The sequence below is a fragment of the Streptomyces sp. GbtcB7 genome, assembly GCF_019091445.1.
Classification (GTDB): domain Bacteria; phylum Actinomycetota; class Actinomycetes; order Streptomycetales; family Streptomycetaceae; genus Streptomyces; species Streptomyces mirabilis.
The window spans coordinates 163,697-175,314 of sequence record NZ_JAGXJM010000009.1; the positions used below are offsets into that span (position 1 = coordinate 163,697).

Consider the following 11,618-nt stretch of genomic DNA (forward strand, 5'->3'; position numbering starts at 1 on the left):
TCATGCCAACTGCCGTTGGTGACAACGTTGTTCCATGTGAGCAAGAGCCGCGCCACCCGCCCCACGTCCATCCTCAAAGAGGAGGATCCGTGCGTTTCGGACGACTCAGAGACCGACTCGCGTTACTGCTCGCCGCGGCCCTCGGCGCCGCGGGACTCGCCTCCGTTCCCGCCGCGGCCGACGATCCCGTCGCGGTCCACGGACTGAAGGGCGACTACTACACCCAGTCCGCCCCCGGCGCCTTCGACTTCCATGAGCTCAAGGCCACCGGCTTCGACCGGCAACTCGACTTCGACGACCTGGAACCCCGGCTGCGCTTCGCGACAGGCCAGGACAACGATGTCAGTGTCCGCTGGACCGGCAAACTCGTCCCGGAGAAAAGCGGAGCCACCACCTTCTCGATCATCGGCGACAACGGTTTCCGCCTCTGGATCGACGGCAGACCCGTCATCGACCACTGGGTGGACGACTGGGATCACGAACAGACCTCCGAGCCCGTCGACCTGACGGCGGGTCACGCCTATGACTTCAAGCTCGAGTACTTCGAGCACTACGGCGGCTCCAACCTCCATCTGCGGTGGACCGAACCCGGCGGCGCCAAGGTGACGATCCCGCAGTCGGCGTTCCGGCTGCCCGACGGCTACGACTACGACGGCGCCCTCGCGACCACCGTCCAGCCGGACGGCCGCACCCTCAGGCTCGACTTCGCACGGGAACTGTCCGCGCCCCCGGCCGCCGTCGTCGACCACCTCCAAGCCGTGATCGGCGGCGCCAAGTGGCCCCTGGGAGCGGCCGAGTTGGATCCCGCCGACCCCAGATCCCTCCTCGTCACGCTCAAAGAACCCGTCGTCGGCAACAAGACCGGCACCGCACGCGGCAATGCCGACCTGCGCTACGACGGCACGGGCGGCCTCGCCGCCGCCGGGGACGGCAAGGCGATCGGCGCCTTCTGGAGCAGCGGCCCCAACCACTCCACGTACGAGCTGCGCACGAAGTGGGCCGACGAGGTCGGGCCGGACAACGCCCTGCCGGATTACCCCCGCCCCCAGCTCACGCGTGACGCCTGGCGCAACCTCAACGGGCGCTGGCAGTTCGCCGCCGCCACCGCGGGGGAGCAGCCCCCGGTCGGGAAGACGCTCGGCGAGCACATCCTCGTCCCGTACCCCGTGGAGTCCCAGCTGTCCGGCGTCGAACGCCACGAGGACCGCATGTGGTACCGCCGCACCTTCACCGTCCCGGCGGACTGGCACATCGGCTCGGGCCAACGGCTCCTGCTCAACTTCGGTGCCGTCGACTGGCAGTCCGAGGTGTACGTCAACGGGGTCAGGGTCGCCGAACACCGGGGCGGCTACGACAAGTTCGGCGTCGACGTCACCGACGCGCTGAAGCCCGGCCGCACCCAGGAACTGATCGTCGGCGTGTACGACCCGACCGATGCCACGTCCGGCGAGAACCCGCCGCTCGGCAAGCAGCGCCTCGACCCCAGCGGGATCTGGTACACCCCGACCTCCGGCATCTGGCAGACGGTGTGGATGGAGCCGGTCGCCCCGGACCACGTCGACTCGCTCAAGCTCACTCCGGACGTCGACGGGGGCCGGCTCACCGTGGAACCGAAGGGCGTGCGCGACGGACTGCCGGTCACGGCGACGGCGTACGAGGGAGGGCGGAAGGTCGCCACCGTCACCGGCCGCACCGGACAGCCGCTGACCCTGAAGATCGCCCACCCGCACCTCTGGTCACCGGACGACCCCTTCCTCTACGACCTCAGGGTGAGCGTCGGGCGCGACCGCGTCGGCAGCTACTTCGGGATGCGCTCGATCTCCGTCGAGAAGGTCGACGGCACCCCGCGCACCGTCCTCAACGGCAAGCCCGTCTTCATGATGGCCACGCTCGACCAGGGGTTCTGGCCCGACGGCCTGTACACGGCGCCGACGGACGAGGCCCTCGCGTACGACCTGCGCATGCACAAGGAGATGGGCTTCAACGCGGTGCGCAAGCACATCAAGGTGGAGCCCGACCGCTGGTTCTACTGGGCGGACCGGCTCGGCCTGCTGGTGTGGCAGGACATGCCCGCCATGACCGCCGGGGTGAACCCGAGCGTCGCGGCCCGTGCCGAGTACGAGCGCGAGATGAAACTGATGATCGACCAGCACATCAGCAGTCCGTCGGTCGTGATGTGGGTGATCTTCAACGAGGGCTGGGGCCAGTACGACGAGGGTCGCATCGCCGACCAGGCCAAGGCCTGGGATCCGACCCGGCTCGTCAACGGCATGTCGGGGCTGAACCTGGGGGCCGACGGCGGCACCGGCGACATCATGGACGAACACGGCTATCCGAGCCCCGCGCTGCCACCGGCTCCCGACGGCAGACGCGCGCTCGTCAGCGGCGAGTACGGGGGCCTGGGGCTCGCCGTGCCCGGGCACGCCTGGTCGGTCCAGCAGTCGTACGTGGACGTGGACCCGTCGACGTACACCGAGGACTATCTCGCCCGCCTCGCCGAGGTACGAGCACTCGCGTGCGGGGGGAGCAACGGCGCCGTCTACACCCAGATCTCGGACGTGGAGGGCGAGCTGAACGGGCTCCTCACCTACGACCGCAAGGTCGTGAAGCCGGACGTGGGGAGGTTGAGGGCGGCGCACGAGGCGCTGATCGCCGACGCGTCCCGGGCGACCCCCACGGGCTGCCCGGCAACCTGATGCCTCCGGTCCTTCGGGGGCCTTCGCGGTCCTTCGAGCGACCCGGCGCTTCCGGTCCTTCGCGTGGCCGCGCGTCGGCGCGCGTGCCGCGTTCGGGACGCCTATCCTGATCCGACCTCACGTGCCCCTTGTGTCCCGCCCCTTTCGCGGGGGGCGGGACTTAATCTGCTGTTAACTGAGCGTAGCTTGATCGTACTTGACCGTAATCGCCTGTCGGGGTTTGACTGCTTGCTCACCCTGTCGTCGAAGCGAGAGCAAGCCTTTGACTCCTGATCTCCTCGCACCACTCGACCTGGCGTTCTGGAACATCGAGTCCGCCCAGCACCCGATGCACCTCGGCGCCCTCGGTGTCTTCTCCGCGCACTCGCCGACCGCGGGTGCGCATGCCGCCGAACTGCTCGCGGTCCGCGCGGCCGGGGTGCCCGGGCTGCGCATGCGGATCCGCGACGTCTGGCAGCCCCTCGCCTTCCCGCCCAACTTCGGGAGCGCGGCCCGCGAACCCGCGCCCGACTTCGAACCCCTCGACCACGTCCGGCTGCACGCGCCGACCGCGGACTTCCCCGCCGCCGCGGGCCGGCTCATGGAACGCCCGCTCCAGCGCGGCCGGCCCCCGTGGGAGGCGCACGTCCTGCCCGGCGAGGACGGTACCTCGTTCGCCGTGTTCTTCAAGTTCCACCACGCGCTGGCCGACGGCCTGCGGGCACTGATGCTCGCCGCCGCCCTCATGGACCCGCTGGACCTGCCCGAGCCCCGCCCGCGCCCCGCCGAGCCGCCCCGCGGACTCCTCCCGGACGTCCGCAAACTGCCCGACCTGGTGCGCGGAACCCTCTCCGACCTGGGCCGCGCCCTCGACATCGGCAGCTCCGTCGCCCGCGCCACCCTCAGCGCCCGCTCCTCGCCCGCCCTCACCTCGCAGCCCACCGGCACCCGCCGGATCGCGGGCGTCGCCCTCGACCTGGACGATGTGCACCGCGTCCGCAAGAGCGTCGGCGGCACCGTCAACGACGTCCTGATCGCCGTCGTCGCCGGCGCCCTGCGCAACTGGCTCGACGAACGCGGCGACAGCAGCGAGGGAGTCGCGCCCCGCGCCCTGATCCCCGTCTCCAGGCGCCGCCCGCGCACCGCGCACCCGCAGGGCAACCGGCTCTCCGGTTACCTGATACGGCTTCCCGTCGACGACCCGGACCCGCTCGGCCGACTCCGTTCGGTGCGTACGGCGATGGACGCCAACAAGGACGCGGGTCCCAACCGGGGAGCGGGCGCCGTCGCGCTGCTCGCCGACCATGTGCCGCCGCTCGGTCACCGCCTCGGCGGTCCCGTCGTCGGCCAGGCGGCCCGGCTGCTCTTCGACATCCTGGTCACCAGCGTGCCGCTGCCCAGCCTCGGCCTGAAGCTCGGCGGCTGCCCGCTCACCGAGGTCTATCCGCTCGCCCCGCTGGCCCGCGGCCAGGCGCTGGCGGTGGCCGTGTCGACGTACCGCGGACGGGTCCACTACGGGCTCGTCGCCGACGCACAGGCCGTGCCGGACCTGAACCGGCTGGCCCGCGCGCTGACCGAGGAGGTGGAGACGCTGATCATCGCCTGCGGCCCCTGAAACGGCCCGCGGGGACCGTTGATCATCTCGGGTTTGGCGCCTTGCCCTCTTGCTCCGTAAAATTCCGCCTTCGAAAGCGAGCGCGGTTCGAGCGCGGCGCGAGACCCGAGGAACGGCACACGCGATGACGGTGACAGAGGACGGCCAGGCGGCTCTCGCCGTGGACACGGCTGAGGACGACCGGGCGGCTTTCGCCGTGGACGGGGAGGCGGTCTCCTACGGGCCGGGCATCGACCCGGAGCGGCTGGCCGTCTGCCTCAGCGTGCTCGACGAGCTCGACAAGATCGAGGTCGACCACCCGGACGCCATCGCCGTGCGCCGCGCCACCGCGGGCGTCTACCGCACGGTCAAGCAGCGCCGCCGCCAGGAGCGCAGGGCCGCCAAGACCGCCCACGACAAGGCCGTCACCGAGTCCACCGCGACCGGTTCCGCCCAGCGCATCGACGACGAGACCGAGGGCATCCTGCCCTCGTCCGTCACCGACGCCGGCGAGATCGCGGGGATACTCCAGCGCCCGCGCTCCTGCTACATCTGCAAGAAGCGGTACGTCGAGGTCGACTACTTCTACCACCAGCTCTGCCAGGACTGCGCCGCCGAGAACCGCGCCCGGCGCGACGCCCGCGCCGACCTCACCGGCAAGCGCGCGCTGCTCACCGGCGGCCGCGCCAAGATCGGCATGTACATCGCGCTGCGGCTGCTGCGCGACGGCGCGCACACCACCATCACCACGCGCTTCCCGAACGACGCGATCCGGCGCTTCAAGGCCATGCCCGACAGCGACGAGTGGATCGGCCGCCTGAAGATCGTCGGCATCGACCTGCGCGACCCGGCGCAGGTCGTGGCCCTGGCCGACTCGGTCGCCGCCGAGGGCCCGCTGGACATCCTGATCAACAACGCGGCCCAGACCGTTCGCCGTTCCCCGGGTGCCTACAGCGAGCTGCTCGCCGCCGAGTCCGGCCCGCTGCCCGCCGGTGAGCTGCCGCCCGCCGAGGTCATCGGCACCTTCGGCTCCGGCGCGGTCGCCGCGCTCCCGGTCGCCGGGGGCGGCGCGCTGACCGCGCAGGACGTCACCGACCTGGCCCTGGTGTCCGGCTCGGCCTCCCTGGAGCGGATCGCGGCCGGTACGGCCATCGACGCGGGCGGTCTCGTGCCCGACCTGCACGACACCAACAGCTGGATCCAGTCGGTCGAGGAGGTCACGCCGGTCGAGCTCCTCGAGGTCCAGCTCTGCAACTCGACGGCCCCCTTCATCCTGATCAGCCGGCTGCGCGCGGCGATGGCGGCCTCCGGGGCCGACCGCACGTACATCGTGAACGTCTCCGCCATGGAGGGCGTCTTCAACCGCGGCTACAAGGGCGCGGGCCACCCGCACACCAACATGGCCAAGGCCGCCCTGAACATGCTCACGCGCACCAGCGCCCAGGAGATGTTCGAGAAGGACCGCATCCTGATGACCGCCGTCGACACCGGCTGGATCACCGACGAGCGCCCGCACCCCGACAAGATGCGTCTCGCCGACGCGGGCTTCCACGCCCCGCTCGACCTGATCGACGGCGCGGCCCGGGTGTACGACCCGATCGTGCGCGGCGAGCAGGGCGAGGACCTGTACGGCGTCTTCATGAAGGACTACGCGCCCGGCAAGTGGTGACCGCGCCCTCAGTCACGGGTGAAACCGCGCCCTCAGCCACGGGTGAAGGTGCCCAGGCCGTCGTGGTCCCAGGCCTCGACGGTCACCCGCGACGCCTTCGGGCCGCCGGACCCCGGTGAACCCGAACCGACCTTGAACGTCACCCCCGAGAGCCCGGTCGCGTTTTCGCCGACGGTCCGGAAGCTGAATCTGTCGCCGTCGTAGTGGGTGAGCCGGAACTTCGTGTGCTTCGGGCCCAGGCTCATGCCGAGTTCGCCGTTCGCGGCCGTGACGGTGAGCGGACCGTAATAGGCGTTGTCGTACGTGCCCGTGTACGTGTCGAGGGCGCGGGCCGGGGACGCGTTCCGCGGGGGTCTGGCGTAGTCGGTGGGGGAGCGGCCCTGCTGCTCCTGCTGCCGGTAGACCTGGTCGACCAGGGGCAGCCAGTCCGTCGTGGGCCTCCCGTGCTGGGCGGTGTCGAAGAAGTTCAGCGCGACCGAGTCGGCGAGGCCCACCGGCGCCCCGTTGGTCAGGACGGTGATGCCGAGCTGCTCGCCGGGCAGCATCGTCACATTGGTGTTGGCGCCGAGTTCGAAGGCGCCGGAGTGGCTGAGGCGCAGCCGGCCCTGGTCGTCGTAGCCGACGTTCCAGCCGAGGCCGTAGAAACCCGCGCGGCCCGCCGGGGCCTGCGGGGGCTGGGAGACGATCTCGGGCAGGTGGGTGCGCTCCAGCGGGGCGGCGGGGATGACCTGCCTGCCGTCCAGCTTTCCGTTCGCCAGTTGCAGTCGCATCCAGGTGGCCATGTCACGGGCCGTGGAGCTCGCGCCGCCCGCGGGCGACTGGGCGTCGGCGTCCCGGACGTACTTCGGCTGCCAGGTGCCGTCCGCGTTCTTCACATGGGTGACGGCCTTGTCCTTGGCCCGGTCGTAGTCGGCGAAGCGGGAGCTGGTGTTCTTCATGCCTGCGGGGCCGTACAGCGTGTCCTGGGAGAGCTTGTCCCAGGACGTGTCCTTCGCGTTCGCGACCGCCTGGGCCGCGGCGGTGACGCCGTAGTTGGTGTAGGCGTAACTGGCGCGGAACGGGCCGAGCGGCTCGTACTTCAGGTGGTCCAGGATGTACGTCCGGTCGTAGCCGAGGTCTTCGAGGAGGTCACCGGAGTGGTCGGGCAGTCCGCTGCGGTGGGAGAAGAGGTCGGCGTACGTGACGTGCGCCGTGACCCAGGGGTCCTTGAGGGCGAAGCCAGGCAGATGCGCCGCGACGGGGTCGTCCCAGGCGAGCGTCCTGCCGCCGACGACCCCCGCGACGACGGTCGAGGCCAGCGGCTTGGACAAGGACGCGAGCTGGAAGACGGTGTCCGGGTCGACGGCCCCGGACCATCCCGCCCGACGCTCGCCGAAGCCCTTGAGATAGACCACGCGGTCCTTGTGGACGACGGCCACGGCGACGCCGGGAACGCCAGTTCTCTTCATGGCGTCCCGCACGATGCCGTCGAGCTTGCCGACGGCATCGTCCACCTTGGCCTGGGTGAGCTGTGGGGGCGGCTGGGGAGGCGGGGCCGCCGCGACGGCGGAGGGGGTGTGGCCCGCGCCGAGCAGGGAGGTCGCGGCTGCTGCGATCAGCGCCGCGCATCGGTGGTGTCCCGCCCGTCGCCGCACACCCATGGTCACCATTGAACGCGCGCTGTCAGGCTTTGTCCTGCGGAGACCTACGGCGTCCTGCGGGGATCGGGCGGGAGCCGGGCCCGAACTGGGTGGGAGCCGGTGGGAGCCGGCATGGCCGCTATGCCTCGGGCGCGCGCGTCCGCAGACGTTCGTGGACGGTGTCGGCGGGGGAGTGCGCGGACCGGACCCGGGTCCCACCGTCGACCAGCAGATCGGCGCCCGTGATCCACCCGGCCGCGTCCGAGGCCAGCCAGACCACCGCCCGCGCGATGTCCTCGGGCCGGCCGATCCGGCCCAGCGGGAGCCCCGCGCCGAGCTCGTCCTCGGCGTTCTCCCAGACGAACCGGGCCATCTCGGTGCGGACGAGCCCCGGTGAGACGGAGTTCACCCGCACCTTCGGGGCGAGTTCGCCGGCGAGCTGCTGGGTGAGGTGGAGGAGGGCCGCCTTGCTGGTGCCGTACGCCCCCACGTTCGGCCCCACGTGCCCGGCGCCCTCCGTGCACACGTTCACGACCGCGCCGCCGTGCTCGCCCATCCAGGCCCGCCAGGCACACTGCACCAACCGCAGCGGGGCCTCCACGTTGACCGTGAACGCCTCGCGCCAGCGGTCCGGATCGGCGTCCACGAGCGGGCCGTACGGCTGGTTGGTCGCGGCGTTGTTCACCACGACGTCGATGCGCCCGAACTCCCGCAGCGCCAGCTCGGTCAGCTCCCGCAGATGCGCCGGATCGGCCACCGAGCCCGCGAGTCCGACGCCGCCGAGCCGTTCGGCGGCCCGGCTCACCGCGTCCGGGTCCCGGGCCGTCACACACACCCGCGCCCCCGCCCGGGAGAGCTCCTCGGCGACGGCGAGACCGATTCCGCGCGAGGCCCCGGTGACGATGGCGCTCCTGCCCTCAAGCCCGTACGGCGTCGTCATCCGCGTACCGTCTCATGACGGACCGTCAGTCAACAGCCCCGAGCCGCGAGTGCTGCGCCGCCACCAGCTCAAGCACCGTGCGCCAGTCCTCCAGGACCCCGGCGTCGAGACCGGGGACCCTGCCCGACTCGTCCGCGTGGCGCAGGCTCAGCACGTCGTCGGCGTCCGCGTCGTCGGCCCATCCGCCGGCGTGCAGACCGACGAGCCGGGAGACCCGCTCGCCGAGCAGCGGCCGGACCAGGTCCGCCGCGAGGTCTGCGTGTCCGGCCGTGTCGCCGGGTCGCAGCAGTTGCCCTACGGCGTGGATCAGGCCCGCCACCTGGAGTTCCTTGTCCGCGGGACGACTTCGGCGCAGGAGCGCGGCGGTCTGTAGGGCGTGGTCGTGAAGATCCACTCGGCCGCCACAGCGGCCCGGGGTGTCCCGGGTGCCCCGGCAGGCGTGCAGCAGATCCATCAGCTCCTCGACGCTGCGCAGCTCCATGCGTCAGTCCTCCCGAGTCCTCCCGCGGGAAAAAGCCGTTTCCGGGCGCCAGCAGATCATGGCTGCCTTGCGAATCGGCCAACGGGACCTGAACTGCGCGCCGTGTTCAGTGGTGCCCGTGGCCTTCGGCCCCCGGAGCCCCGTGCCCGTGGCCTTCCGGCGCAGGTGCGCCGTGGTGGTGGCCTTCGGCCCCGGCAGTCCCGTGCCCGTGGCCCTCCGGCTCCGGTGCCCCGCCCATCATCCGCAGCATCGCCGGGCCGCCCGTGCGCAGGAACCGCCAGACCAGGGCCGCCGCCAGCAGCAGGAAGACGATGTTGAGCCAGGTCGTGTAGTTCCAGGAGACGCCCTCCATGGGGATCGTCGCGTCGGCCTGGTCGGGGATGAGCCCGAGGCCGCCGAAGAGGAACTCCACGGCGTATCCGGCGAGCACCATGGCGGCGTAGAAGGTGATCAGGAGGAAGCCGGTCATCCGGAGTCCGTAGTACTTCCGGTAGATGTTCAGGATCGGCAGGATCAGCAGGTCGGCGAAGATGAACGCGACCACACCGCCGAAGCTGATCCCGCCCTTCCACAGCACGACGGCCAGCGGCACGTTGCCGATGGAGCAGACGAACGAGGCGATCGCCACGAGCGGGCCGACCAGGGGGCCGATCAGCTTCGCGGCGAGCGGATGGCCGTCCAGGAAGAGGGACTGCCAGAACGCGTCGGGCACCCAGGCCGCGATCGCGCCCGCGATCAGCAGACCGATCACCAGGTCGCGCAGGATCGCCGCCCACTCCATGACGAACACGTGTGCGACGGAGGTGTAGCCGTCGCGCGAGAGCAGCCGCCGCACGAACGAGCCCTCCGTCTGGATCGACATGTCCATCGCGGCATGCCCTTCCATCGACCCGGCAAGCCCGCGCTCCGCCTGCTCTCGGGCCTCGCGCAGCAGTCGTTCGCGCAGGAAGATCCGGAAGAGCACGGCCAGCACTACGATCATGATCGGGCCGCCGACGAATTCGGCGACCGTGAACTGCCAGCCCATCAACAGGGCGAGGATCACGCCGAGTTCGACGACCAGATTGGTGGAGGCGATCTCGAACGCCATCGCCGCGGTGAAGTTCGCGCCCTTGCGGAACAGTGAGCGCGCCAGCGCGACGGCCGCGTACGAACAGGACGAGGACGCCGCACCGAGCCCCGCGGCCAGCGTGAGGGTCCGCGGCCGGTCGTCACCGAGCAGCCGCACGATCGTCGCGCGGCGCACCACGGCCTGGACGACGGCGGAGAGGCCGAATCCCAGGATCAGCGCCCAGGTGATCTCCCAGGTCATCGACCCGGTGATGGACAGTGCGTGCAGGATCGCGTGCATCGGCCTCACTCTTTCCCATCCGGCTTCCCCGATTCATGCGGGACTATACCCCCTAGGGGTATCAGATGCCGTGTGGCGGCCGGGCGGGTCACACCCCGGTTCAAGGTTCCGCAAAGACTTCGGGGGGCCGCGCCAAGGGGAGGCCAGGGCTCCGCGGGCCGGCCCATTGCCCCTGTCCGGGCGCCGGGTTGAGCCTTCCCGCCCTGGTCACGGGAGGTGTGGCGCTACGCCGGACGGGTGGTGCGCGAGGAGGGACACATCACCAAATAGACCCAGATCGAGGGCCGATGGACGCTGATCGACCCAAGACGGTTACCTCGTGTTTTCAGCCCCATCGAGCGGGCACCCGCTCATTTGGTTACCCTGTACCGGACGGACAGCCTGCAGGGGTTCCACCCACACCCAAGGTCCGTCCCGGGACAGCCGGTCACCACGGACTGCTCTCACACGAGTTACCGGCGCCACCGCGTCCTTAACTGCCTTCGACTCAGACCCGAGGGGATGTCAGGCGACCGGAAGCAGACTGGCCCTGTACGTCCCGAGGGTGACCCGACACATAAGGAGTGCGCGGTGACACCGGAGAAGACGAATCGCGATCAGCGCCCCAAGGAACGCACGGAGCGCGGAGGCCGGGCCGAGAAGAAGCTCGGCAGCCTCGACGTGTGGGCCAGGTCCGCCCCGATCCGCCTGGCGGGGTACGAGGACGACCTCGCCGAGCCCCACATCCTGCCCAGCGTGGACTGACCCGCTCGCGGCGGGACTCATCGCGATCGCTGACGGCATGGGCGTGCCAGACTCACGTCCATGCTGATCAGAGAAGCCGCGGCCGACGACTGGCCGCGGATCTGGCCTTTCTGGCACCGGATCGTCGCCGCGGGTGAGACCTACACCTGGGACCCGGGCACCTCCGAGGAGGCGGCCCGGGCCCTGTGGATGGCACCGGGCAAGCGTGTGTACGTCGCCGAGGACGCCACCGGAGCGGTCGTCGGCTCGGCCTACGTCACCCCCAACTACGGCGGCCCCGCCGCCCGCGTCGCGGGCGCCGGATTCATGGTCGACCCCGACCACGCCGGGCTCGGCATCGGGCGCGCGCTCGCCGAGCACATCCTCGCCGCGGCGAAGGCCGACGGCTACCGGGGCATGGTCTTCAACGCCGTCGTGGAGACCAATCCGGCCGTCAAGCTGTGGACCGCGCTCGGCTTCACGATCCTCGGCACCGTGCCGGACGCCTACGAGCACCCCCGGCACGGGCGGGTGGGACTGCACATCATGTACAAGGCGCTGTGAAG

At 70.9% G+C, this 11,618-nt stretch carries 9 protein-coding genes; 5 read left to right on the forward strand and 4 right to left on the reverse strand.

Annotation, left to right across the window (positions count from 1 at the left end; genetic code table 11):
- The first annotated feature begins 89 nt into the window (after positions 1 to 89).
- The 3 genes from KVT44_RS17155 to KVT44_RS17165 all read left to right on the forward strand — a co-directional run bounded on the left by KVT44_RS17155 (position 90) and on the right by KVT44_RS17165 (position 5,938).
- Positions 90 to 2,696 carry a PA14 domain-containing protein gene (locus tag KVT44_RS17155; protein ID WP_217567678.1) on the forward strand — a complete coding sequence of 869 codons (2,607 nt, stop codon included), beginning with the start codon at positions 90 to 92 and terminating at the stop codon, positions 2,694 to 2,696.
- A gap of 262 nt (positions 2,697 to 2,958) precedes the next feature.
- Positions 2,959 to 4,290, forward strand: a complete 1,332-nt coding sequence (locus KVT44_RS17160; RefSeq protein ID WP_217567679.1) for a wax ester/triacylglycerol synthase family O-acyltransferase — start codon at positions 2,959 to 2,961, stop codon at positions 4,288 to 4,290.
- Positions 4,291 to 4,414: 124 nt separating this feature from the next.
- Complete coding sequence (locus KVT44_RS17165) at positions 4,415 to 5,938, forward strand: SDR family NAD(P)-dependent oxidoreductase (protein WP_254649508.1); 1,524 nt, start codon at positions 4,415 to 4,417, stop codon at positions 5,936 to 5,938.
- A gap of 32 nt (positions 5,939 to 5,970) precedes the next feature.
- On the opposite strand, the gene KVT44_RS17170 is transcribed toward KVT44_RS17165, so the two are convergent.
- The 4 genes from KVT44_RS17170 to KVT44_RS17185 all read right to left on the reverse strand — a co-directional run bounded on the left by KVT44_RS17170 (position 5,971) and on the right by KVT44_RS17185 (position 10,329).
- Positions 5,971 to 7,587 (reverse strand): serine hydrolase, encoded by a 1,617-nt coding sequence (locus KVT44_RS17170; RefSeq protein WP_217567680.1) that lies wholly within the window; start codon positions 7,585 to 7,587, stop codon positions 5,971 to 5,973.
- A gap of 109 nt (positions 7,588 to 7,696) precedes the next feature.
- Positions 7,697 to 8,497: an SDR family oxidoreductase gene (locus KVT44_RS17175; RefSeq protein WP_217567681.1), complete on the reverse strand. Its 801-nt coding sequence runs from the start codon at positions 8,495 to 8,497 to the stop codon at positions 7,697 to 7,699.
- A gap of 25 nt (positions 8,498 to 8,522) precedes the next feature.
- Positions 8,523 to 8,978: a hypothetical protein gene (locus KVT44_RS17180; protein WP_099919366.1), complete on the reverse strand. Its 456-nt coding sequence runs from the start codon at positions 8,976 to 8,978 to the stop codon at positions 8,523 to 8,525.
- Between the two features lie 106 nt (positions 8,979 to 9,084).
- Entirely contained in the window at positions 9,085 to 10,329 is a 1,245-nt protein-coding gene (locus KVT44_RS17185; protein ID WP_217567682.1) for a permease, read from the reverse strand.
- Positions 10,330 to 10,899: 570 nt separating this feature from the next.
- Here KVT44_RS17185 and KVT44_RS17190 point away from each other — a divergent pair.
- On the forward strand, positions 10,900 to 11,073 hold the full coding sequence (locus tag KVT44_RS17190; protein ID WP_180292769.1) for a hypothetical protein: 174 nt from the start codon (positions 10,900 to 10,902) through the stop codon (positions 11,071 to 11,073).
- A gap of 60 nt (positions 11,074 to 11,133) precedes the next feature.
- Complete coding sequence (locus KVT44_RS17195; RefSeq protein WP_190168397.1) at positions 11,134 to 11,616, forward strand: GNAT family N-acetyltransferase; 483 nt, start codon at positions 11,134 to 11,136, stop codon at positions 11,614 to 11,616.
- Positions 11,617 to 11,618: the final 2 nt, after the last annotated feature.

Coding starts and splice junctions, on each gene's coding strand:
- KVT44_RS17165 (WP_254649508.1), top strand. CDS start 4,415: ATGACGGTGACAGAGGACGGCCAGGCGGCTCTCGCCGTGGACACGGCT.
- KVT44_RS17170 (WP_217567680.1), bottom strand. CDS start 7,587: ATGGTGACCATGGGTGTGCGGCGACGGGCGGGACACCACCGATGCGCG.
- KVT44_RS17175 (WP_217567681.1), bottom strand. CDS start 8,497: ATGACGACGCCGTACGGGCTTGAGGGCAGGAGCGCCATCGTCACCGGG.
- KVT44_RS17180 (WP_099919366.1), bottom strand. CDS start 8,978: ATGGAGCTGCGCAGCGTCGAGGAGCTGATGGATCTGCTGCACGCCTGC.
- KVT44_RS17185 (WP_217567682.1), bottom strand. CDS start 10,329: ATGCACGCGATCCTGCACGCACTGTCCATCACCGGGTCGATGACCTGG.
- KVT44_RS17195 (WP_190168397.1), top strand. CDS start 11,134: ATGCTGATCAGAGAAGCCGCGGCCGACGACTGGCCGCGGATCTGGCCT.